The following is a 20,435-nucleotide window of genomic DNA, read 5'->3' as shown; positions in this document are numbered from 1 at the left end:
ATGCACGCTCTACAAGCCAAAATCCTCGACCCTCGCATCGGCACCGAATTCCCGCTGCCGCAATACGCCACACCGGGTTCCGCCGGCCTCGATCTGCGGGCCATGCTCAAGCAGGACACCGTTCTGGAACCAGGCCAGACCCTGCTGATCCCAACCGGCCTGTCGGTGTACATCGGCGACCCGGGCCTGGCTGCGCTGATCCTGCCGCGCTCGGGCCTGGGCCATAAGCATGGCATCGTGCTGGGCAATCTGGTGGGCCTGATCGACTCCGATTATCAGGGCGAACTGATGGTGTCGTGCTGGAACCGTGGTCAAACGGCGTTCAACATCGCCGTGGGCGAGCGCATCGCCCAACTGGTGCTGGTACCGGTAGTCCAGGCGCACTTCGAACTGGTGGAAGAATTCGACGAGAGCCAGCGTGGCGCTGGCGGCTTCGGGCATTCCGGCAGCCACTGATCCCGCTGTTTCAGGCCGGGCGTCTCGCCCGGCCCATTTATTAAGCTTCTGTTTCAGGACGAAAAATGCGCACAGGCTGGCTGCAAGGTTTCCCACCCGGAATCAATGTATTAGGCGATAGAGGCCAGGTAACGCTGTCTCATGGCACTTTCCCACCGCGAACTCTCTGTCAAAAACGCCGTCATACCCTTCAGTTTGAGCCTGCCGACGCGAACCGCCGGCCTGTCCAGTCATCTTCCTGATAGAGCGCCCCGCCCATGAACACCCCAGCCGCAATCGCCCCGATCTTCCCTGACAGCATCTTCCGTGCCTACGACATCCGTGGCGTGGTGCCGGAGACCCTCACCGCCGAAACCGCCTATTGGATCGGCCGCGCCATCGGCTCCCAGAGCCTGGCCCAAGGTGAACCGAACGTGTGCGTCGGTCGCGATGGTCGCTTGTCCGGCCCCGAGCTGGTTGAACAATTGATCAAAGGGGTTGCCGACAGCGGTTGCCATGTCAGCGACGTGGGCCTGGTGCCGACGCCAGCGCTGTACTACGCCGCCAACGTGCTGGCCGGTAAATCCGGCGTGATGCTCACTGGCAGCCACAACCCGTCGAACTATAACGGCTTCAAGATCGTCATCGCCGGCGACACCCTCGCCAACGAGCAGATCCAGGCCTTGCACACCCGCCTCAAGACCAACGACCTGAGCAGCGGCCAGGGCAGCGTCACCAAGGTGGACATCCTGGAGCGCTACAACGATGAAATCGTCAAGGATGTGAAGCTCGCCCGTCGCCTGAAAGTGGTGGTCGATTGCGGCAACGGCGCGGCCGGCGTGATCGCCCCACAACTGATCGAAGCCCTGAACTGCGAAGTCATCCCGCTGTTCTGCGACGTGGACGGCAACTTCCCCAACCATCACCCGGACCCGGGCAAGCTGGAGAACCTGCAAGACCTGATCGCCAAGGTCGAGGAAACCAACGCCGACCTGGGCCTGGCCTTCGATGGCGACGGCGACCGCGTGGGCGTGGTCACCAACACCGGCAGCGTGGTGTTCCCGGACCGCCTGCTGATGCTGTTCGCTCGCGACGTGGTGGCGCGCAATCCGAACGCCGAAATCATCTTCGACGTTAAATGCACCCGGCGCCTGGTGCCGCTGATCAAGGAATACGGCGGTCGCCCACTCATGTGGAAAACCGGCCACTCGTTGATCAAGAAGAAAATGAAAGAGAGTGGCGCCCTGCTGGCCGGCGAGATGAGCGGCCACATCTTCTTCAAGGAGCGCTGGTTCGGTTTCGACGACGGCATTTACAGCGCCGCGCGCCTGCTGGAAATCCTCAGCAAAGAGAAATCCACGGCCGAAGAGCTCTTCGCGACCTTCCCTAACGATATTTCTACGCCGGAAATCAATATCCATGTGACCGAAGAGAGCAAATTCAGCATCATTGATGCACTGCATGACGCTCAATGGGGCGAAGGGGCCGAACTGACCACCATCGACGGTGTACGGGTCGACTATCCCCAAGGCTGGGGCCTGGTTCGCGCGTCCAACACCACGCCGGTGCTGGTCCTGCGTTTCGAGGCTGACAACGAAGCCGAACTGCAGCGCATCAAGGATGTGTTCCACACCCAACTCAAACGTGTTGCACCTGATCTTCAACTACCGTTCTGATTTTTGAAGCACCACCGGAGCCCTGAATGACCCTCGAACGCGAAGCCGCCGCCAATACCGCCAAGGTCCTGTCCGAAGCGTTGCCTTATATCCGACGCTATGTCGGCAAGACCCTGGTGATCAAATACGGCGGCAACGCGATGGAAAGCGAGGAGCTGAAAACCGGCTTCGCCCGCGACATCGTGCTGATGAAGGCCGTGGGCATCAACCCGGTGGTCGTTCACGGTGGCGGCCCGCAGATCGGTGACCTGCTCAAGCGCCTGTCGATCGAGAGCCACTTCATCGACGGCATGCGCGTCACCGACTCGCAGACCATGGATGTGGTGGAGATGGTCCTCGGCGGCCAGGTCAACAAGGACATCGTCAACCTGATCAACCGTCATGGCGGCAGTGCCATCGGCCTGACAGGCAAGGATGCCGAGCTGATCCGGGCGAAGAAACTCACCGTCACCCGCCAGACGCCGGAGATGACCCAGCCGGAAATCATCGACATCGGCCATGTGGGCGAAGTCGTCGGCATCAACACCGACTTGCTGAACCTGCTGGTCAAGGGCGACTTCATCCCGGTCATCGCGCCCATCGGCGTCGGTGCCAACGGTGAGTCGTACAACATCAACGCCGACCTGGTGGCGGGCAAGGTTGCCGAAGCATTGAAAGCCGAAAAGCTGATGCTGCTGACCAACATCGCCGGCCTGATGGACAAGACCGGCAAGGTCCTGACCGGCTTGTCGACTCAACAGGTCGATGAACTGATCGCCGACGGCACCATCTACGGCGGCATGCTGCCGAAGATCCGCTGCGCACTGGAAGCGGTCCAGGGCGGCGTCGGCAGCTCCTTGATCATCGACGGCCGCGTCCCGAATGCAATTTTGCTGGAAATCTTCACCGATACCGGCGTGGGTACGTTGATCAGCAATCGCAAGCGTCCGTAAGCGACACCCATAAAAAAGACCCCGTTCAACCTGGTTGAGCGGGGTCTTTTTTTACACCACTTTTTCAGATGATGCTTTTGTGGCGAGGGAGCTTGCTCCCGCTCGATTGCGCAGCGATCGCCAAAATGTTGGGGCCGCTACGCGGCCCAGCGGGAGCAAGCTCCCTCGCCACAAGATCAAAACCAAGCGTCATTTCAAACGCCGAACTGCGCCCTGTAAGCCTCAACCGCCGGCAAATGCTGTTTGAGCTGTGGGTCGTCGGCCAAGAATTCCAGGACCTGATTCAGCGACACGATGCTGACCACCGGAATGCCGAAGTCACGCTCCACTTCCTGGATCGCCGACAACTCACCGTTGCCGCGCTCTTGGCGGTTCAGGGCGATCAGCACACCGGCGGCCTTGGCGCCTTCCTGGGAACCGATGATCTGCATCACTTCACGAATGGCGGTGCCGGCGGTGATCACGTCGTCGATGATCAGCACTTCACCGGTCAGCGGCGCGCCCACCAGGCTGCCCCCTTCGCCATGAGCCTTGGCTTCCTTGCGGTTGAAGCACCAGGGCAGGTCGCGGTCGTGGTGCTCGGCCAGGGCGACGGCGGTGGCGGCGGCCAGAGGAATGCCTTTGTAGGCCGGGCCGAACAGGACGTCGAACGCAATCCCGCTCTCGACAATGGCCGCCGCGTAGAAACGGCCCAGTTGCGCCAGGGCGGCGCCGGTATTGAACAGGCCGGCATTGAAGAAGTACGGGCTCGTGCGGCCGGACTTGAGGGTGAACTCACCGAAGCGCAAAACGCCGCGATCGATGGCAAAACGAATGAAATCGCGCTGATACGCTTGCATGAAAAAAGCCCCAAATACCACGGATTTAGCTAAATAGGTACACGCCGTGTATCATACACGCACGTGATTTTTGGGGCCATTTATGCGGATCATCAGTGTGAACGTCAATGGTATTCAGGCTGCAGTGGAGCGTGGGTTGCTCAGTTGGCTGCAAGCACAGAATGCCGACGTCATCTGCCTGCAGGACACCCGCGCCTCCGCCTTTGAACTGGACGATGCAGCCTTCCAACTGGATGGTTACTTCCTTTATGCCTGCGATGCCGAAGTCCCCGCCCAGGGTGGCGTGGCTTTGTATTCGCGGCTGCAACCGAAGGCTGTCATCAACGGTCTCGGTTTCGAGACGGCGGACCGCTACGGGCGCTACCTGCAAGCCGATTTCGACAAGGTCAGCATCGCGACCTTACTGCTCCCTTCGGGGCAGAACGGCGATGAAGATTTGAATCAGAAATTCAAGTTAATGGACGACTTCGCCCGTTATCTGGACAAACAGCGGCGCAAACGTCGCGAGTACATTTATTGTGGCTCGCTGTACGTGGCGCAACAGAAGCTGGACATCAAGAACTGGCGCGACAGCCAGCAATCCCCGGGGTTTCTGGCGCCGGAACGGGCCTGGATGGACGAGATTGTCGGCAACATGGGCTATGTTGACGCCCTGCGGGAAGTCAGCCGTGAAGGCGACCAGTACAGCTGGTGGCCAGACAACGAACAGGCCGAGATGCTCAACCTCGGCTGGCGTTTCGACTACCAGTTGCTGACGCCTGGTCTGCGCCGCTTCGTGCGCAGCGCTCGCCTGCCGCGCCAGCCACGGTTTTCGCAGCACGCGCCACTGATCGTGGATTACGACTGGACGCTGACGATCTGAGTGTCGTTTCGCAGCCACAAAAAAACCGACAGCCCTGTCGGTTTTTTTGTGGCCACTGAAAATCAACTGTGGGAGCGAGCTTGCTCGCGATGACGGTGGATCAGCCAACATCAATATTGAATGAACAGCCGCAATTGCGAGCAAGCTCGCTCCCACAGGGAAGGCGCTAGCTGATCGTTATTTGACCAACCGCCACGTAAACGGGTACCGATACGGCAGTCCTTCATTGGCCTTCACCCCGCCAATGATGGTCAGCACCAGCGCACCGATCGCCACCAACCCGAACAGGAAGAAGCCAATCACCACGATCATCAGCAACAGGCTGATCGCCGAGGCAATTGCCACGGTGATCTGGAAGTTCAGCGCCTCCTTGCCCTGGGCATCGATGAACGGGTCAGACTCGCGCTTGAGCTGCCAGAGCACCAGCGGACCGATCAGCGTACCGAACGGAATCCAGATGCCCAACAAGGCGGACAAGTGACAGAACATTGCCCATTGGCGCGCCTCCTTGCTGGGCTGAGGCAGTAGGGTTTGCTCATCACTCATGACGTTCTCCTTGTCTGAAGCGCAAAACGGTCAGTCAGCCAATGCGGCTTTTTGCAGTTCAAAAATCTCGTTCATGCCTTTCTTTGCCAATTCCAGCATAGCGGTCAATTCTTCCGGCTGGAACGGCGCGCCTTCGGCGGTGCCCTGGATTTCGATGAAACCGCCGGCGCTGGTCATGACCACGTTCAGGTCGGTCTCGGCGGCGGAATCTTCCAGGTAATCCAGGTCCAGCACCGGCTCGCCCTGGTACATGCCCACGGAGACTGCGGCGATCATCTGCTTGAGCGGATCGCCGCCCTTGAGGCCACCACGCTTCTTGATCACTTTCAAGGCATCGGCCAGCGCGACCATGGCGCCGGTGATCGACGCAGTACGCGTGCCGCCGTCGGCCTGGATCACGTCGCAATCGACATACAGCGTCACGTCACCGAGCTTGGACATGTCCAGCGCGGCGCGCAGCGAACGGCCGATCAGGCGCTGGATTTCCAGGGTACGCCCGCCCTGCTTGCCGCGGCTGGCCTCGCGCTGGTTACGTTCACCCGTGGAACGCGGCAGCATGCCGTATTCGGCGGTCAGCCAGCCCTGCCCCTGGCCCTTGAGGAACCGTGGCACGCCGTTTTCGACGCTGACAGTGCAGATGACCTTGGTATCACCGAATTCGACCAGTACAGATCCCTCGGCGTGTTTGGTGTAGTTGCGGGTAATGCGGATCGAGCGAAGCTGATCGGCAACGCGACCACTTGGACGTTTCATAGGGAACACCTGTACAGAGGACGGAAAACTGCCGAGCATTATAGAACCGTGGGCCGCCATAGGGCAGTTTAAACGTAGCGCAGTTCCAAAAAATCGCTGCGACAAGCCACCCCCGTTACCCCGGACCGACGAGCCGCAGCGCTTTGTCACATGCACGGTTTGGGGGCCTGCGCCTCACTGCGCTACAATCCTGCGCCTTTGCTGCCCTTCGGCTTTTATCCACAGATACCAGGCGCTACGACTCCCCGTGGCGACCGCCTGCATTGCGAGGAATCCCCATGGTGCACAGCATGACCGCCTTCGCCCGCGTCGAGAAAGCCGGCATCCAGGGCACGCTGAGCTGGGAACTGCGCTCGGTCAACAGCCGCTACCTGGAGCCGCACCTGCGTCTGCCCGAATCCTTTCGTGATCTCGAAGGCAGCGTGCGTGAAGCCCTGCGCCAGGGCCTGTCACGGGGCAAGCTGGAATGCACCCTGCGCTTCACCGAAGAAAGCACCGGCAAGGCCTTGCAGGTGGACCGCGAGCGCGCCGCGCAACTGGTGGCTGCCGCCGAATCCGTCGCCAGCCTGATCAAGCACCCTGCCCCCCTGAACCCGCTGGAAGTCCTGGCCTGGCCCGGCGTGCTCGTAGGTGATGCGAGCGACCCGCAGGCCCTGAATGCCGAAGCGCTGGCATTGTTCAACCAGGGCCTGAAAGAACTCAAGGCAGGCCGCGAGCGTGAAGGTGCGGAGCTGGCCCGGTTGATCAACGAGCGCCTGACTTCCATAGAGGAAGACGTCGTCACCCTGCGCGAGCTGGTCCCGCAAATGCTCGCCACCCAACGTCAGAAAGTGCTCGACCGCTTCGTCGACATGAAGGCCGAGTTGGACCCGCAGCGCCTGGAACAGGAAATGGTCATGCTCGCGCAAAAGAGCGACGTGGCCGAAGAACTGGATCGCCTGAGCACCCACATCATTGAAGTTCGCCGGGTGCTCAAATCCGGTGGTGCGGCCGGTCGCCGCCTGGACTTCCTGATGCAGGAACTCAACCGCGAAGCCAACACACTGGGCTCCAAAGCCTTCGACCCGCGCAGCACCCAGGCTGCGGTCAACCTCAAGGTGTTGATCGAGCAAATGCGCGAACAAGTACAGAACATTGAGTAAGGCTAACCCGACATGACCCACAGCACCGGCACTCTCTACATCATTTCCGCACCTTCGGGCGCGGGCAAGACCAGCCTGGTCAAGGCGCTGATCGATGCCGAGCCGCAGATCCGCGTCTCGGTCTCGCACACCACCCGCGCCATGCGCCCGGGCGAAGTGGACGGGGTGAACTATCACTTCGTCGACCGCGAACAGTTCGTGAAAATGGCCGAGCACGGGGACTTCCTCGAGCGCGCCGAAGTCTTCGGCAACCTCTATGGCACCTCGCAAAGCTATCTTCAGCAAACCCTGGACGAAGGCCACGACCTGATCCTGGAAATCGACTGGCAGGGAGCCGAGCAGGTCCGCAAGCTGATGCCCCAGGCCCGTTCGATCTTTATTCTGCCACCGAGCCAACAGGCCTTGCGCCAGCGCCTGACCAATCGTGGCCAGGACAGCGACGACATCATCGAAGGCCGGATGCGCGAAGCGGTCAGCGAAATGAGCCATTACGTCGACTACGATTACCTGATCATCAACGACGATTTCGCCCACGCACTGGACGATCTGAAGGCGATTTTCCGCGCCAGCCAGCTGCAACAGAAACGCCAGCAGCAACGTTTCGGTAAATTATTGGCCGAACTGCTGGGCTGAACAGCCCTTCCCAAAACCGCTGCGACGGCTTTACATTGGAGCTTGCAGCGGGTCGAGGGGCTGGTTAAAAAATCAGCGCTTCCCTAAACGCTGGCGTTTTTTTAAACTGTCGAGTCCGCTCGCCCAACCGGGCAGCGCGCATATTGCATTCGCTCCGAGGAATACCATGGCCCGCGTAACCGTTGAAGACTGCCTAGAACACGTGGAAAACCGCTTTGAGCTGGTCATGCTCTCTACCAAGCGTGCCCGTCAACTGGCCACCGGCGGCAAAGAGCCATTGGTCCAGTGGGAAAACGACAAGCCTACCGTGGTAGCGCTGCGTGAAATCGCCGAAGGCCTGATGAGCTACGAGTTCATCGCCAACGCTGAAATCGTTGAAGACGAACCGCTGTTCGCAGCGTTCGAGGACGAGTCCAACGAGGCGGTCTAAGCCTATGCCTGGTCGACGTAGCACGGCGCGGGGTCACAGCAAACGGCAGGAGTCATTATCATGCCGAGCATAGACGCCCTCGCCGATCGCTTATCGGCCTACCTCGGCACGGACCAGGTCAACCTGGTCCGCCGAGCCTATTTCTACGCCGAACAAGCCCACGACGGCCAGCGCCGCCGCAGCGGCGAGGCGTACGTCACGCACCCGCTTGCGGTGGCGAACATTCTTGCCGACATGCACATGGACCATCAAAGCCTGATGGCGGCGATGCTGCATGACGTGATCGAAGACACCGGAATTGCCAAGGAAGCGCTGCAAGCGCAGTTCGGCGAAACCGTGGCCGAACTGGTCGACGGGGTCAGCAAACTGACCCAGATGAACTTCGAGACCAAGGCTGAGGCCCAGGCGGAAAACTTCCAGAAAATGGCCATGGCCATGGCGCGCGACATTCGCGTGATCCTGGTCAAGCTCGCCGACCGCCTGCACAACATGCGGACGCTGGAAGTGTTGTCCGGTGAAAAACGTCGGCGAATCGCCAAGGAAACCCTGGAAATCTATGCGCCCATCGCCAATCGCCTGGGCATGCACGCGATCCGCATCGAGTTCGAAGACCTCGGCTTCAAGGCCATGCACCCGATGCGTTCGGCGCGGATCAACCAGGCCGTCAAGCGCGCCCGGGGCAACCGCAAGGAAATCGTCAACAAGATCGAAGAATCCTTGAGCCACTGCCTGACCATCGACGGCATCGAAGGCGAGGTCAGTGGCCGACAGAAACACCTCTACGGCATCTACAAGAAGATGCGCGGCAAGCGTCGGGCCTTCAACGAGATCATGGACGTCTATGCGTTCCGAATCATCGTCGACAAGGTCGATACCTGCTACCGCGTATTGGGTGCTGTACATAATTTGTACAAGCCATTGCCAGGGCGCTTCAAGGACTACATCGCAATCCCCAAGGCCAACGGCTACCAGTCGCTGCACACCACGTTGTTCGGCATGCACGGCGTACCGATCGAAATCCAGATCCGCACCCGTGAAATGGAAGAAATGGCCAACAACGGCATCGCCGCGCACTGGCTGTACAAGTCCAGCGGCGACGAACAACCCAAGAGCACCCACGCCCGAGCCCGCCAGTGGGTCAAAGGCGTGCTGGAAATGCAGCAGCGGGCCGGCAACTCCCTGGAATTCATCGAAAGCGTGAAGATTGACCTGTTCCCGGACGAGGTCTACGTGTTCACGCCCAAAGGCCGGATCATGGAGCTGCCCAAAGGCTCCACGGCGGTGGACTTTGCCTATGCGGTACACACCGACGTCGGCAACAGCTGCATCGCGTGCCGGATCAACCGCCGCCTGGCGCCGTTGTCCGAACCGCTGCAAAGCGGCTCCACGGTGGAAATCGTCAGCGCCGCCGGCGCGCGGCCAAACCCGGCATGGCTCAACTTTGTAGTCACCGGCAAGGCTCGCACGCACATCCGCCACGCCCTGAAGCTCCAACGCCGCTCCGAATCCATCAGCCTGGGCGAACGCTTGCTCAATAAAGTCCTCAACGGCTTCGACAGCTCCCTGGACAAGATCCCGGCCGAGCGCGTGCAGATCATGCTCAGCGAGTACCGCCTGGAACTGATCGAAGACCTGCTGGAAGACATCGGCCTGGGCAATCGCATGGCCTACGTCGTCGCCCGCCGCCTGCTCGGCGAAGGCGAACAACTGCCTAGCCCCGAAGGTCCGCTGGCCATTCGTGGTACCGAAGGCCTGGTGCTCAGTTATGCCAAGTGTTGCACGCCAATCCCTGGCGATCCGATTGTCGGCCATCTGTCCGCCGGCAAAGGAATGGTGGTGCACCTGGACAACTGCCGCAACATCAGCGAAATCCGTCATAACCCGGAAAAATGCATCCAGCTCTCCTGGGCCAAGGATGTCACTGGCGAATTCAATGTCGAGCTGCGGGTCGAACTGGAGCACCAGCGTGGCCTCATCGCCCTGCTGGCCAGCAGCGTCAACGCCGCCGACGGCAATATCGAAAAAATCAGCATGGACGAGCGTGATGGCCGCATCAGCGTCGTCCAACTGGTGGTCAGCGTGCACGACCGCGTGCACCTGGCCCGCGTGATCAAGAAACTGCGCGCCCTGACTGGCGTCATCCGCATCACTCGCATGCGCGCATAGCTCGCCACCCCTTACAAGGAGTCATCCATGACCAAGACCGTTATCACCAGCGACAAAGCCCCGGCCGCCATCGGTACGTATTCCCAGGCAATCAAGGCGGGCAACACGGTTTACATGTCGGGCCAGATCCCGCTGGACCCCAAAACCATGGAACTGGTCGAAGGCTTCGAAGCCCAGACCGTGCAGGTGTTCGAAAACCTCAAGGCCGTGGCCGAAGCCGCTGGTGGTTCGTTCAAGGACATCGTCAAGCTCAACATCTTCCTCACCGACCTGAGCCACTTCGCCAAGGTCAACGAGATCATGGGCAAGTACTTCGACCAGCCTTACCCTGCCCGCGCCGCCATCGGCGTGGCTGCCCTGCCGAAGGGTTCGCAGGTTGAGATGGACGCCATCCTGGTCATCGAGTAACAAGCCCGGCGCAGCCTTCCCCCCGCTGCGCCGTTTTCGTTTAAGGATTCCACCATGCGCAAAGCGCTTGCTCTTTCGCTGGCCGCCCTGCTGTTGGGCGGCTGCGCCAGCGACCCTGCCGACCGAGATATCAGCGGCACCTGGATCAACCAGGCGGCGATCGACGCCGCCGCCAAGGGCGGCCCGCTGCGCGAAGCGCTGCAGGCCTATGGCCCGAACCTGGAATGGGACGTCAACACCCGGGCCGGCCAGGCACGCTACACCAACGGTTTCGAGAATGTCGAAGGCAAGCTGCTGGGCGAAGAAGACGGGGCGTGGAAAGTCGATTTCTACGGCAGCTCCGCCAGCGAACTGCAACGCGACGGTGACCAGTTGAGCCAGACCGCCACCGAGAACGAGCCGCAACAGGTGTTCGAGCGCGCCCAGGTCCAGGTGCCGGAGGGAGCGCCGCTGGGCGCCAGTTTCGAACGGGCGCTGTATACCGCCTACCTGGGCGGCACCTGGAACATCGTCAACGGCCCAGGCCAAGGTGCCAGCGTGCAGTTCCAACCCGACGGCCAGGTCACCGGCCTGCCAGGCGCCGACCGCTACGCCCTGTGCCTGGCCGGCGACTGTGCGTCCATGAGCGGCGGCAACGACAACATCTGGCTGCAACAGAACGGCCAGGGCAACACCTGGATCTTCTCCCGCGACGGCAAGAAGCTGGAAATTTTCCAGACCGTCAATGCAGCACTGGCGGATGAAATGCCCTCGTTTACGCCGGGTGACCGGCAGTGGGTGCTGGAGAAGCAATAGTCCACTTTAGCTACCGCCTAAAACCCTGTGGGAGCGGGCTTGCTCGCGAAGGCGGCGTGACAGTCAACGAAGATGTTGGATGTCAGGTCCCCTTCGCGAGCAAGCCCGCTCCCACAGTTTGTTTTGGAATGCCTGAAAAAAAGTCAGCAGCGCCCTTCCAGAATCGCCGCATACCCCTCACGAAAACTCGGATACTGCGGCGTCCAGCCCAGGGCCTTGGCTCGGGCATTGCTGCAGCGTTTGCTGCCGGCGCGGCGCACGCTGGCGTTTTCGGCCCATTGGGTGATGCCCATGTAGTCGCGCAGCCAGCCCACCACCTCGGCCAGTGCGGCGGGGGCGTCGTCGACACCGATGTAACAGTCTTCCAAGGGCTTGCCCTGGCGGTCGGCTTCCAGCAGGAAGGCCAGCAGGCCCGCCGCGTCGTCGGCGTGGATGCGGTTGGCGTAAAGGGGCGGGTCTTCCACCACGCTGTAGCCCTGGCGCACCTGGCTCAGCAACCATTCGCGGCCCGGACCATAGATGCCGGTCAGGCGTACGCGGCTGGCCGGGATGCCGCTGTCGAGCGCCACCTGTTCGGCTTCGAGCATCAGCCGGCCGGAATAGCCACCGGCCACGGTGGGCGAGGTCTCATCGACCCACTCGCCGCCCTGCTGCCCGTAAACGCTGCTGCTGGAGACAAAAAGCAGTCGTTTGGGGCGCTGCCCGTGCTGCTTCAGCCAGGCCAACACATGCTGCAACCCTTCGATGTAAGCGGCGCGATAACCTGGCTCGTCATGCTCGGTGGCGGCGGCGCTGTACACCACATAATCCAGGGGACCGGTGGGCCAATCCGCAGGGCACTGCTCGCTGAACAGGTCACCCGCCACCCCAACGACCCCGGTCGGCAGGTGCGAAACCGTGCGGCGCAGTCCGTACACCTGCCATTGGTCGACCAGCAACTGGCTCGCCAGGCGGCCGCCGATATCACCGCAGCCGGCGATCAAAACAGAAGGCGCGGACATCAAAATCTCCTCTCATAAAGCCGCAGACTAGCTGCCAGAAGGGACGAGCGGCTAGCAATGCAGGAAAAAAAGATACTGTATTACTTTTGTTAACAAGAATTACTTGCAATAATGCACGCCAGTTTTGTTCTCGGCCCTCGAGGCCTGGAAGAACATCAACCTTCTTTATCCTCTCAGGTCCGGCCAGCATGACACGCTATCTCCCCTCCGCTTCGCCAACCAATCGACCTCGCACCTGGAGCGCCATGGCAGCCCTGCTGCTCAGCCTGCTGCTGGCGCCCACAGCATTCGCCGACGCACAAGCGCCAGCCACGAGCCCGGCCGAAGCCCCCGCTGCCACCCAGACGCCTGTCGATGCCGCCCAGCCCGTAGCCGCCCCCCCGGCCATCGATCCGGCCCAGGCCGTTGACGCCAATGCCGCAGAGACCCCTGAAGTGCTCGAAGCCGACAACACGCTGGGCATGGCCCACGACCTGTCGCCATGGGGCATGTACCAGAACGCTGACATTATCGTGAAAATCGTCATGATCGGCCTGGCCATCGCCTCGATCATCACCTGGACCATCTGGATCGCCAAAGGCTTCGAGCTGATGGGCGCCAAGCGCCGCTTGCGCGGTGAAATCGCCAACCTGAAAAAAGCCACCACCCTCAAAGAGGCCAGCGCCTCCGCGGCGAAAGAAGGCACCCTGGCCAATCTGCTGGTTCACGACGCCCTCGAAGAGATGCGCCTGTCGGCCAACAGCCGCGAAAAAGAAGGCATCAAGGAGCGCGTGAGCTTCCGCCTCGAGCGCTTGGTCGCGGCCTGCGGTCGCAACATGAGCAGCGGCACCGGCGTGCTCGCCACCATCGGTTCCACCGCACCGTTCGTCGGCCTGTTCGGCACCGTGTGGGGCATCATGAACAGCTTCATCGGCATCGCCAAGACCCAGACCACCAACCTGGCTGTCGTGGCCCCCGGCATCGCCGAAGCCCTGCTTGCCACTGCTTTGGGTCTGGTCGCAGCGATCCCGGCGGTGGTCATCTACAACGTGTTCGCCCGCTCCATTGCCGGTTACAAGGCCCAGGTCTCCGACGCTTCGGCCGAAGTCCTGCTGCTGGTCAGCCGCGACCTCGACCATCTGCCGCCCGAGCGTGGCTCGCAACCGCACATGGTGAAAGTGGGGTAATCGGCCATGGGCCTGCATTTGAAAGAAGGCGCAGACGACGATCTGGCCGAGAACCACGAAATCAACGTCACGCCGTTCATCGACGTGATGCTGGTGCTGTTGATCATCTTCATGGTGGCTGCTCCGCTTGCCACCGTGGACATCAAGGTCGACCTTCCGGCCTCGACGGCCAAGCCATCGCCACGGCCCGAGAAACCGGTGTTCCTGAGCGTCAAGGCCGACCAGCGACTGTTTCTGGGCGAAGACGAGGTCAAGGCCGATAGCCTCGGCGCGACCCTCGACGCCAAGACCCAGGGCAAAAAGGACACGACGATCTTCTTCCAGGCTGATAAAGGCGTGGATTACGGCGACCTGATGAACGTGATGGACGCCCTGCGCGCCGCCGGATATTTGAAGGTCGGCCTGGTCGGACTTGAGACGGCGCCCAAGAAATGATCACGACGCGCCAAAAGCTGACGCGTTACAGCGGTAGCCTGGCCGTGGTGCTGGGCGTGCATGCGCTCGCCATCGCCCTGGCGCTGAACTGGACGTCAAACCCGCCCATTGAATTGCCGCCCCAGGCGATGATGGTCGAGCTGGCGCCGGTTCCGGCCCCACCACCGCCTGCACCGCCTAAAGTCGTCACGCCACCGCAACCTCCGGAGCCGGTCGAAGAACTGCCGCTGCCTAAAATCGCCGAAGCCGAGAAACCGGAAGTTTCTGTGCCCAAACCGGTCAAGCCCAAGCCTAAGCCTAAACCGCCCAAACCCAAGCCCGTGGAGAAAAAACCGGAGCCGCCCAAGGAAGAACCGTCGGAGCAAAAGCCCAGCGACGCTCAACCGACCAAGGCAACGACCGAGAAGTCCGCGCAACCGGCGCCTGGCCCTTCACCGGCGCAAATGGCGGCCAAGGCCAGTTGGCAGGGCACCTTGCTGGCGCACTTGGGCAAATACAAGAAATACCCCGCCAGTGCTCAGTCGCGCGGCAAGGAAGGCTTGAACCGTTTACGGTTCGTGGTGGACGCCGAAGGCAATGTGTTGTCCTTCGAGTTGGTGAGCAAGTCCGGCAACGCCGCCCTGGACCGGGCGACCCTGGAAATGATTCGCCGCGCCCAACCACTGCCCAAGCCGCCGGCCGACATGCTGGTGAACGGCTCCATCGAAATCGTCGCGCCGTTTGTGTACTCCATCGACAAGCGCCGACGTTAGCCACACCGTGCTGCCGGGCCTGTAGGAGCTGCCGAGCGGAGCGAGGCTGCGATCTTTTCCCTGATGCTTGAGTCTCAGGCGAAAAATCAAAAGATCGCAGCCTTCGGCAGCTCCTACAGAGCCCTTGTCACCCACATTGGACAGTGTCACACCGCGCCCCCACTCTGATAACGTGCGTCTATCGATTGCAGCCGGTATGCTTGGCTTGCAACTTCACGGACGCTCGCCATGACCCTCACAGAATTACGCTACATCGTCACCCTCGCCCAGGAGCAGCATTTCGGCCATGCGGCCGAGCGTTGCCATGTCAGCCAGCCGACGCTTTCGGTGGGCGTGAAAAAGCTTGAAGACGAGCTCGGCGTACTGATTTTCGAGCGCAGCAAAAGCGCCGTGCGCCTGACCCCGGTGGGCGAAGGCATCGTTGCCCAGGCGCAAAAAGTCCTGGAACAGGCCCAGGGCATCCGTGAACTGGCCCAGGCCGGCAAAAACCAGCTGACCGCCCCGCTGAAAGTCGGCGCCATCTACACCGTCGGCCCGTACCTGTTCCCGCACCTGATTCCGCAACTGCACCGGGTCGCCCCGCAGATGCCGTTGTACATCGAAGAAAACTTCACCCATGTGCTGCGCGACAAACTGCGCAACGGCGAACTGGACGCGATCATCATCGCCCTGCCGTTCAACGAAGCCGATGTCCTGACCCTGCCGCTCTACGACGAGCCGTTCTACGTGTTGATGCCGGCCCAGCACCCCTGGACCCAGAAAAAATCCATCGACGCGGCCCTGCTCAACGACAAGAGCTTGCTGCTGCTCGGCGAAGGCCACTGCTTCCGCGACCAGGTGCTCGAAGCCTGCCCGACCCTGACCAAGGGCAGCGAAGGCGCCAAGCACACCACGGTCGAATCCAGCTCCCTGGAAACCATTCGCCACATGGTCGCCTCCGGCCTGGGCATTTCGATTTTGCCGCTGTCGGCGGTGGACAGCCACCACTACGCCCCCGGCGTGATCGAGGTTCGTCCACTGACGCCGCCCGTGCCGTTTCGTACCGTTGCCATCGCCTGGCGCGCCAGCTTCCCACGACCCAAGGCCATCGAGATCCTCGCTGACTCGATCCGCCTGTGCTCCGTGGCCAAACCGCCCACCGCCAAGTAAGCCGCTGCCATGACTGAGCTGTCGAAAGTGCCGGTCACGGCACTCAAGGGTGTCGGTGAAGCCATGGCCGAGAAGCTGGCCAAGGTCGGGCTGGAAAACCTTCAGGACGTGCTGTTCCACCTGCCGTTGCGTTACCAGGACCGCACCCGCGTGGTGCCCATCGGTCATTTGCGGCCGGGGCAGGACGCGGTGATCGAAGGCACCGTCAGCGGCGCCGACGTGGTCATGGGGCGGCGCCGTAGCCTGGTGGTGCGCCTGCAGGATGGCACCGGCGGCCTGAGCCTGCGCTTCTATCACTTCAGCAATGCGCAAAAGGAAGGCCTCAAGCGTGGCACCCGCGTGCGCTGCTACGGTGAAGCCCGGCCCGGTGCGTCCGGGCTGGAAATCTATCACCCGGAGTACCGCGCCATCACTGGCGACGAGCCGCCGCCGGTGGATGAAACCCTGACCCCGGTCTACCCGCTCACCGAAGGCCTGACCCAACAGCGCCTGCGTCAGCTCTGCCAGCAAACCCTGACCCTGCTCGGCCCCAGCAGCCTGCCCGACTGGCTGCCCAACGAACTGGCCCGGGATTATCAACTGGCGCCGCTGGCTGATGCGATTCGCTATCTGCACCACCCGCCGGCCGATGCCGATGTCGACGAACTCGCCCTGGGGCATCACTGGGCTCAGCACCGACTGGCCTTTGAAGAGTTGCTGACCCATCAACTGTCCCAGCAACGCCTGCGCGAGAGCCTGCGTTCCCTGCGAGCCCCGGCGATGCCCAAGGCCAAGGACCTGCCCGCCCGTTACCTGGCTAACCTGGGCTTTAAACCCACAGGGGCCCAGCAGCGGGTCGGCAACGAAATCGCCTACGACCTGAGCCAGCCCGAGCCGATGCTGCGGCTGATCCAGGGCGATGTCGGCGCCGGCAAGACCGTGGTTGCCGCCCTCGCCGCGCTTCAGGCTCTGGAGGCGGGTTATCAAGTGGCGTTGATGGCGCCTACCGAGATTCTTGCCGAACAGCATTTCATCACCTTCCAGCGCTGGCTCGAACCACTGGGGATCGAAGTCGCGTGGCTGGCTGGCAAGCTCAAGGGCAAGCATCGCGCAGCCGCCCTGGCGCAGATCGCCGAAGGCGCACCGATGGTGGTCGGCACCCATGCCTTGTTCCAGGACGAAGTGCAGTTCAAGAACCTGGCGCTGGTGATCATCGACGAACAGCACCGCTTCGGCGTGCAGCAGCGCCTGGCGCTGCGGCAGAAAGGCGTCGGCGGGCGGATGTGCCCTCACCAATTGATCATGACCGCCACGCCGATCCCGCGGACCCTGGCCATGAGCGCCTATGCCGACCTCGACACCTCGATCCTCGACGAATTGCCTCCCGGGCGCACACCGGTCAACACCGTGCTGGTCACCGACACCCGGCGCGTCGAAGTGATCGAGCGCGTGCGCGGTGCCTGCGCCGAAGGGCGCCAGGCCTATTGGGTATGCACGCTGATTGAAGAATCGGAAGAGCTGACTTGCCAGGCGGCCGAAACCACCTATGAAGACCTCACCGCCGCCCTCGGCGAACTCAAGGTCGGGCTGATCCATGGGCGCATGAAGCCCGCCGAGAAAGCCGCCGTCATGGCCGAATTCAAGGCCGGGGCGTTGCAATTGCTGGTCGCCACCACCGTGATCGAGGTCGGGGTCGATGTGCCCAACGCCAGCTTGATGATCATCGAGAACCCCGAGCGCCTGGGCCTGGCGCAGTTGCATCAGCTACGCGGCCGGGTCGGCCGGGGCAGCGCCGCCAGTCATTGCGTCTTGCTGTATCACCCGCCGCTGTCCCAGATCGGTCGCCAGCGCCTGGGCATCATGCGCGAAACCAACGACGGTTTTGTCATCGCCGAAAAGGACCTGGAGCTGCGCGGGCCCGGTGAAATGCTCGGCACACGCCAGACCGGCCTGCTTCAATTCAAGGTAGCCGACCTGATGCGCGACGCCGACCTGCTCCCCGCCGTACGCGACGCCGCCCAGGCACTGCTGGAGCGCTGGCCGGATCACGTCAGCCCGCTGCTGGATCGCTGGTTGCGTCATGGGCAGCAATACGGCCAAGTGTGAGCACGCTCTCAGTTTCTGAACGCGCCAGCCCGGCAAGCTGGTTATACTGCTCAACTTGTAGGAAAACGGATACAGACCATGACAGAAGCTGCCCTCGCCCCCGAAACCCCGCACGCTCCGTCTGTTATTCGGCTGTTGCTCGAGAAACTGGGCATCGGCTTTGACGAAGTAATCGAACGACCAGGCCTGAACCCCGCTCGTAAAGTGCAGGCCGTTCTGTTGCACGATGCCGTCGGCGCCCTCATGGTGCTGTTTCCGCAAAGCCAACTGCTGGACCTCAACCGCCTGGCCGAACTCACCGGGCGCAAACTCACGGCGGTGCCTACTGACCGTCTGGAGCGCATGCTCGGCAAGCACCACCTGAGCCTGTTGCCCGGCCTGCCGGCGCTGACCAGTTCCCCCTGCCTGTACGAAGAAAGCCTGCTGCGCGAGCCGAAGCTGCTGATCAACTCGGGCGAGCCGGGGCTGCTGCTGGAAGTCACCAGCGAAGCCTTCAAGACCATGCTCACCAAGGCCAGCGCCGCGACGTTCGGCGAAGCCGTGAGCAACATCACCCCCAACCTGGATCGCCCGCACGACGACCGCGCGGAAATCACCCAGGCCGTGCAGGCGTTTACCGCCCGGCGCATCCAGCAACGGCTGGAAGAAACCATCGAAATTCCGCCACTGGCCGAAACGGCGCAAAAAATCATCAAACTGCGGGTCGACCCTGACGCCACCATTGATGACATCACCGGCGTCGTGGAAACCGACCCGGCCCTAGCCGCGCAAGTGGTGAGCTGGGCCGCCTCGCCATACTACGCCTCCCCCGGCAAGATCCGTTCAGTGGAAGACGCCATCGTCCGGGTCCTGGGCTTCGACCTGGTGATCAACCTGGCGCTGGGCCTGGCGCTGGGCAAGACCCTGAGCCTACCCAAGGACCATCCGCAACACACCACGCCGTACTGGCACCAGTCCATCTACACCGCCGCCGTCATCGAGGGCCTGACCCGTGCCATGCCCCGCGCCCAGCGCCCCGAAGGCGGCCTATCGTACCTATCCGGCCTGCTGCACAACTTCGGTTACCTGTTGCTGGCCCACGTGTTCCCGCCGCACTTCTCGTTGATCTGCCGGCATCTGGAGGTCAACCCGCATCTGTGCCACAGCTACGTGGAACAGCATCTGCTGGGCATCAGTCGCGAGCAGATCGGTTCATGGCTGATGCGCTACTGGGACATGCCCGACGAACTGGCCACCGCCCTGCGCTTCCAGCACGACCCGCACTACGACGGCGAATACGCCGCCTACCCAAACCTGGTGTGCCTGGCCGTACGCCTGCTGCGCGCCCGTGGCATTGGCTCAGGCCCCGACGAGGAAATCCCTGACGCACTGCTCGAACGCGTCGGCCTGAGTCGCGACAAAGCCAATGAAGTGGTCAGCAAAGTGCTGGAGGCTGAGGTGTTGTTGCGCGAACTGGCTTCGCAGTTCAGCCATAGCTAAACCCAGCTCTGAGGTAGCCAGCCTGGCAATCGGGCTGGCGAGGCCGTTGTGGCGAGGGGATTTATCCCCGCTGGGCTGCGAAGCAGCCCTAAAAACTGCTTCCCTGGTTACGCAGGCTGAATACCGCTCAGCCTTTTTGGGCCTGCTGCGCAGCCCAGCGGGGATAAATCCCCTCGCCACAAGTATCCGTAGCGCCTCAGATCTTCGCCTTGGCCTTCTTCGGCTTCAAGTACTTGGTCAACCCCTGGAACCAGATCACCAACGCCGGGTTGCCCTTGATCTGGATCGACTGGTCCTGAATCCCGGTCATGAAGGCCAGTTGCTTGTTCTTCGCCTGCATCGTGGCGAAGCCATAGGCCGCGTCCTTGAAGGCGATGGCGAACGCCGGCGTCGGGTAGGTGCCGGACTGACTGGTAATGCGCTGGTCCTTCACAGTGAAATGCCGGGCGACTTTGCCGTCCAGGGTTTGCAATTGGAACACCAACTCCTTATCGCCCAACTGCTGCTGGAACGCCGGATTGGTCCGACTGGCCCTGCCCATCAACAACCCCAGCATCCACAGCAGAAAACGAAACTTCATGGGCACGGCCTCGTGAGAAAAGATCAATGGCTGGCAGTTTAGCGATTCTTCGGCGTAACGCCATCATCGGATCGCTTTGGCGGAAGATAAGCTAGTTTTCGCGAAAGATGACTGCCAAGTCATAAAACCAAAAATCAAAAGATCGCAGCCTTCGGCAGCTCCTACAGAAAT

The 20,435-nt window shown here is 61.8% G+C and carries 20 protein-coding genes and 1 pseudogene; 16 read left to right on the top strand and 5 right to left on the bottom strand.

Features of this window, described 5'->3' with window-relative positions:
• The 3 genes and pseudogenes from dut to argB all read left to right on the top strand — a co-directional run bounded on the left by dut (nucleotide 1) and on the right by argB (nucleotide 3,043).
• Nucleotides 1-456, top strand: a complete 456-nt coding sequence (gene dut, locus AAIS01_RS11485; RefSeq protein WP_092394996.1) for a dUTP diphosphatase — start codon at nucleotides 1-3, stop codon at nucleotides 454-456.
• 251 nt (nucleotides 457-707) lie between these two features.
• Nucleotides 708-2,111: pseudogene (locus AAIS01_RS11480) on the top strand (phosphomannomutase/phosphoglucomutase); the annotation flags it as partial.
• A gap of 26 nt (nucleotides 2,112-2,137) precedes the next feature.
• A complete protein-coding gene (argB, locus tag AAIS01_RS11475) occupies nucleotides 2,138-3,043 on the top strand; it encodes an acetylglutamate kinase (protein ID WP_092394989.1) in 906 nt (301 codons plus the stop codon).
• Nucleotides 3,044-3,237: 194 nt separating this feature from the next.
• Here the strand turns inward: argB and pyrE are convergent, their stop codons facing one another.
• Nucleotides 3,238-3,882 (bottom strand): orotate phosphoribosyltransferase, encoded by a 645-nt coding sequence (gene pyrE, locus AAIS01_RS11470; RefSeq protein WP_343469059.1) that lies wholly within the window; start codon nucleotides 3,880-3,882, stop codon nucleotides 3,238-3,240.
• A gap of 82 nt (nucleotides 3,883-3,964) precedes the next feature.
• On the opposite strand from pyrE, the gene crc reads away from it, so the two are divergent.
• Nucleotides 3,965-4,744 carry a catabolite repression control protein Crc gene (gene crc / locus AAIS01_RS11465; protein ID WP_003177265.1) on the top strand — a complete coding sequence of 260 codons (780 nt, stop codon included), beginning with the start codon at nucleotides 3,965-3,967 and terminating at the stop codon, nucleotides 4,742-4,744.
• A gap of 177 nt (nucleotides 4,745-4,921) precedes the next feature.
• Here crc and AAIS01_RS11460 read toward each other — a convergent pair whose 3' ends face one another.
• Nucleotides 4,922-5,290 carry a DUF4870 domain-containing protein gene (locus AAIS01_RS11460; RefSeq protein ID WP_343469058.1) on the bottom strand — a complete coding sequence of 123 codons (369 nt, stop codon included), beginning with the start codon at nucleotides 5,288-5,290 and terminating at the stop codon, nucleotides 4,922-4,924.
• Nucleotides 5,291-5,320: 30 nt separating this feature from the next.
• The gene (rph, locus tag AAIS01_RS11455) at nucleotides 5,321-6,043 is read right to left on the bottom strand and encodes a ribonuclease PH (protein ID WP_343469057.1); all 723 of its coding nucleotides are present in this window, start codon (nucleotides 6,041-6,043) and stop codon (nucleotides 5,321-5,323) included.
• Nucleotides 6,044-6,321: 278 nt separating this feature from the next.
• Here rph and AAIS01_RS11450 point away from each other — a divergent pair, with 278 nt between their 5' ends.
• From AAIS01_RS11450 to AAIS01_RS11425, 6 genes are all read left to right on the top strand, one after another.
• Nucleotides 6,322-7,185 (top strand): YicC/YloC family endoribonuclease, encoded by an 864-nt coding sequence (locus AAIS01_RS11450; protein WP_343469056.1) that lies wholly within the window; start codon nucleotides 6,322-6,324, stop codon nucleotides 7,183-7,185.
• A gap of 12 nt (nucleotides 7,186-7,197) precedes the next feature.
• Nucleotides 7,198-7,818, top strand: a complete 621-nt coding sequence (gmk, locus tag AAIS01_RS11445) for a guanylate kinase (RefSeq protein WP_047226171.1) — start codon at nucleotides 7,198-7,200, stop codon at nucleotides 7,816-7,818.
• A gap of 166 nt (nucleotides 7,819-7,984) precedes the next feature.
• Complete coding sequence (rpoZ, locus tag AAIS01_RS11440; RefSeq protein WP_003177259.1) at nucleotides 7,985-8,248, top strand: DNA-directed RNA polymerase subunit omega; 264 nt, start codon at nucleotides 7,985-7,987, stop codon at nucleotides 8,246-8,248.
• Nucleotides 8,249-8,308: 60 nt separating this feature from the next.
• Nucleotides 8,309-10,414 (top strand): bifunctional GTP diphosphokinase/guanosine-3',5'-bis pyrophosphate 3'-pyrophosphohydrolase, encoded by a 2,106-nt coding sequence (spoT, locus tag AAIS01_RS11435; RefSeq protein WP_047226172.1) that lies wholly within the window; start codon nucleotides 8,309-8,311, stop codon nucleotides 10,412-10,414.
• A gap of 27 nt (nucleotides 10,415-10,441) precedes the next feature.
• A complete protein-coding gene (locus AAIS01_RS11430; RefSeq protein ID WP_003229509.1) occupies nucleotides 10,442-10,822 on the top strand; it encodes a RidA family protein in 381 nt (126 codons plus the stop codon).
• A gap of 54 nt (nucleotides 10,823-10,876) precedes the next feature.
• The gene (locus AAIS01_RS11425; RefSeq protein ID WP_343469055.1) at nucleotides 10,877-11,617 is read left to right on the top strand and encodes a hypothetical protein; all 741 of its coding nucleotides are present in this window, start codon (nucleotides 10,877-10,879) and stop codon (nucleotides 11,615-11,617) included.
• Nucleotides 11,618-11,760: 143 nt separating this feature from the next.
• On the opposite strand, the gene AAIS01_RS11420 is transcribed toward AAIS01_RS11425, so the two are convergent.
• Nucleotides 11,761-12,618 carry an NAD-dependent epimerase/dehydratase family protein gene (locus AAIS01_RS11420; RefSeq protein ID WP_343469054.1) on the bottom strand — a complete coding sequence of 286 codons (858 nt, stop codon included), beginning with the start codon at nucleotides 12,616-12,618 and terminating at the stop codon, nucleotides 11,761-11,763.
• Nucleotides 12,619-12,806: 188 nt separating this feature from the next.
• Between AAIS01_RS11420 and exbB the strand changes: the two genes are divergently transcribed.
• The 6 genes from exbB to AAIS01_RS11390 all read left to right on the top strand — a co-directional run bounded on the left by exbB (nucleotide 12,807) and on the right by AAIS01_RS11390 (nucleotide 19,684).
• Nucleotides 12,807-13,784, top strand: coding sequence for a tonB-system energizer ExbB (gene exbB, locus AAIS01_RS11415; protein ID WP_343469053.1), 978 nt, complete (start codon nucleotides 12,807-12,809; stop codon nucleotides 13,782-13,784).
• Between the two features lie 6 nt (nucleotides 13,785-13,790).
• Nucleotides 13,791-14,219, top strand: a complete 429-nt coding sequence (gene exbD / locus AAIS01_RS11410) for a TonB system transport protein ExbD (RefSeq protein WP_186657878.1) — start codon at nucleotides 13,791-13,793, stop codon at nucleotides 14,217-14,219.
• Nucleotides 14,216-14,971 carry an energy transducer TonB family protein gene (locus tag AAIS01_RS11405; protein WP_343469052.1) on the top strand — a complete coding sequence of 252 codons (756 nt, stop codon included), beginning with the start codon at nucleotides 14,216-14,218 and terminating at the stop codon, nucleotides 14,969-14,971. The genes exbD and AAIS01_RS11405 overlap by 4 nt, the downstream gene beginning before the upstream one ends.
• A gap of 228 nt (nucleotides 14,972-15,199) precedes the next feature.
• Nucleotides 15,200-16,120: a hydrogen peroxide-inducible genes activator gene (locus tag AAIS01_RS11400; protein ID WP_092394970.1), complete on the top strand. Its 921-nt coding sequence runs from the start codon at nucleotides 15,200-15,202 to the stop codon at nucleotides 16,118-16,120.
• Nucleotides 16,121-16,129: 9 nt separating this feature from the next.
• Nucleotides 16,130-18,205, top strand: coding sequence for an ATP-dependent DNA helicase RecG (gene recG / locus AAIS01_RS11395; RefSeq protein WP_214914000.1), 2,076 nt, complete (start codon nucleotides 16,130-16,132; stop codon nucleotides 18,203-18,205).
• 78 nt (nucleotides 18,206-18,283) lie between these two features.
• Nucleotides 18,284-19,684, top strand: a complete 1,401-nt coding sequence (locus tag AAIS01_RS11390; RefSeq protein WP_343469051.1) for an aminoacyl-tRNA deacylase and HDOD domain-containing protein — start codon at nucleotides 18,284-18,286, stop codon at nucleotides 19,682-19,684.
• Between the two features lie 196 nt (nucleotides 19,685-19,880).
• On the opposite strand, the gene AAIS01_RS11385 is transcribed toward AAIS01_RS11390, so the two are convergent.
• Nucleotides 19,881-20,264, bottom strand: coding sequence for a helicase (locus AAIS01_RS11385; RefSeq protein WP_343469050.1), 384 nt, complete (start codon nucleotides 20,262-20,264; stop codon nucleotides 19,881-19,883).
• Nucleotides 20,265-20,435: the final 171 nt, after the last annotated feature.

This window comes from Pseudomonas halotolerans, from assembly GCF_039581215.1.
Lineage (GTDB): Bacteria > Pseudomonadota > Gammaproteobacteria > Pseudomonadales > Pseudomonadaceae > Aquipseudomonas > Aquipseudomonas tehranensis.
The sequence above is the reverse complement of the archived record's forward strand: the minus strand, read 5'-3'. Positions and strand labels throughout refer to the sequence as shown.

Coding starts and splice junctions, on each gene's coding strand:
- rpoZ (WP_003177259.1), top strand. CDS start 7,985: ATGGCCCGCGTAACCGTTGAAGACTGCCTAGAACACGTGGAAAACCGC.
- AAIS01_RS11420 (WP_343469054.1), bottom strand. CDS start 12,618: ATGTCCGCGCCTTCTGTTTTGATCGCCGGCTGCGGTGATATCGGCGGC.
- AAIS01_RS11405 (WP_343469052.1), top strand. CDS start 14,216: ATGATCACGACGCGCCAAAAGCTGACGCGTTACAGCGGTAGCCTGGCC.
- AAIS01_RS11450 (WP_343469056.1), top strand. CDS start 6,322: ATGGTGCACAGCATGACCGCCTTCGCCCGCGTCGAGAAAGCCGGCATC.
- pyrE (WP_343469059.1), bottom strand. CDS start 3,882: ATGCAAGCGTATCAGCGCGATTTCATTCGTTTTGCCATCGATCGCGGC.
- gmk (WP_047226171.1), top strand. CDS start 7,198: ATGACCCACAGCACCGGCACTCTCTACATCATTTCCGCACCTTCGGGC.
- crc (WP_003177265.1), top strand. CDS start 3,965: ATGCGGATCATCAGTGTGAACGTCAATGGTATTCAGGCTGCAGTGGAG.
- AAIS01_RS11385 (WP_343469050.1), bottom strand. CDS start 20,264: ATGAAGTTTCGTTTTCTGCTGTGGATGCTGGGGTTGTTGATGGGCAGG.
- exbB (WP_343469053.1), top strand. CDS start 12,807: ATGACACGCTATCTCCCCTCCGCTTCGCCAACCAATCGACCTCGCACC.
- argB (WP_092394989.1), top strand. CDS start 2,138: ATGACCCTCGAACGCGAAGCCGCCGCCAATACCGCCAAGGTCCTGTCC.
- rph (WP_343469057.1), bottom strand. CDS start 6,043: ATGAAACGTCCAAGTGGTCGCGTTGCCGATCAGCTTCGCTCGATCCGC.
- AAIS01_RS11425 (WP_343469055.1), top strand. CDS start 10,877: ATGCGCAAAGCGCTTGCTCTTTCGCTGGCCGCCCTGCTGTTGGGCGGC.
- AAIS01_RS11460 (WP_343469058.1), bottom strand. CDS start 5,290: ATGAGTGATGAGCAAACCCTACTGCCTCAGCCCAGCAAGGAGGCGCGC.
- dut (WP_092394996.1), top strand. CDS start 1: ATGCACGCTCTACAAGCCAAAATCCTCGACCCTCGCATCGGCACCGAA.
- AAIS01_RS11430 (WP_003229509.1), top strand. CDS start 10,442: ATGACCAAGACCGTTATCACCAGCGACAAAGCCCCGGCCGCCATCGGT.
- AAIS01_RS11400 (WP_092394970.1), top strand. CDS start 15,200: ATGACCCTCACAGAATTACGCTACATCGTCACCCTCGCCCAGGAGCAG.
- recG (WP_214914000.1), top strand. CDS start 16,130: ATGACTGAGCTGTCGAAAGTGCCGGTCACGGCACTCAAGGGTGTCGGT.
- spoT (WP_047226172.1), top strand. CDS start 8,309: ATGCCGAGCATAGACGCCCTCGCCGATCGCTTATCGGCCTACCTCGGC.
- exbD (WP_186657878.1), top strand. CDS start 13,791: ATGGGCCTGCATTTGAAAGAAGGCGCAGACGACGATCTGGCCGAGAAC.
- AAIS01_RS11390 (WP_343469051.1), top strand. CDS start 18,284: ATGACAGAAGCTGCCCTCGCCCCCGAAACCCCGCACGCTCCGTCTGTT.